The organism is Fulvivirga aurantia (genome assembly GCF_009711475.1).
In the GTDB taxonomy this organism is placed as follows: domain Bacteria; phylum Bacteroidota; class Bacteroidia; order Cytophagales; family Cyclobacteriaceae; genus Fulvivirga; species Fulvivirga aurantia.
In genome coordinates, this window is the sequence record NZ_SMMD01000111.1 from 1 (window position 1) to 538 (window position 538).

Here is a 538-nt window from a genome sequence, read left to right on the forward strand (position 1 = left end):
TGGTGGTTTTACAACCGCATTCAAAGTGAGAAATAGATTCTTTCTACAGGCCGATTTTACCTATACAAGAAAAGGTAAAAAGGTTGAGGGAAAAGAAGACCCTGCATTAGAAAATAGAGCTGTTTATCACTATTTCAACGTGCCTATTATCTACAGGATTGATTTTAAGTCGCAGTTTCAAGGCTCAGAGTTTAAGTGGTTTTTAGGTGTTGGCCCAAATGTAAACTACTGGTGGAAGGGAAATGGGACGCTAAAATCCAGCGAACTTGATGAGAATGATATTGGTAAACTGGAATACAAAGTAGATTTTGATTTTGACCCGGAATTGCCTGATTTTGAAAAGCAATATATTGAGGCCCCGAACAGAGTTCAGCTAGGAGTTATCTTTGCATCGGGCCTGGTGTTTGAGCCTGTACCCAAACAAACCATTATAGTAGAAGCAAGATTTGAGTGGGGCCATTCATACCTTGGAGAAGGTAAGGGTATATTTGCAGATATACTTGCTTACGAAGATGACTTCAGAGCCCGCAACTTTGGC

Annotated in this window: 1 protein-coding gene; it reads left to right on the forward strand. The window is 40.3% G+C overall.

What is annotated here, in order from left to right; genetic code table 11:
* Window positions 1-538 (forward strand): outer membrane beta-barrel protein (locus E1176_RS00250; RefSeq protein ID WP_155208592.1); only part of this gene is annotated, 538 nt, incomplete at both ends.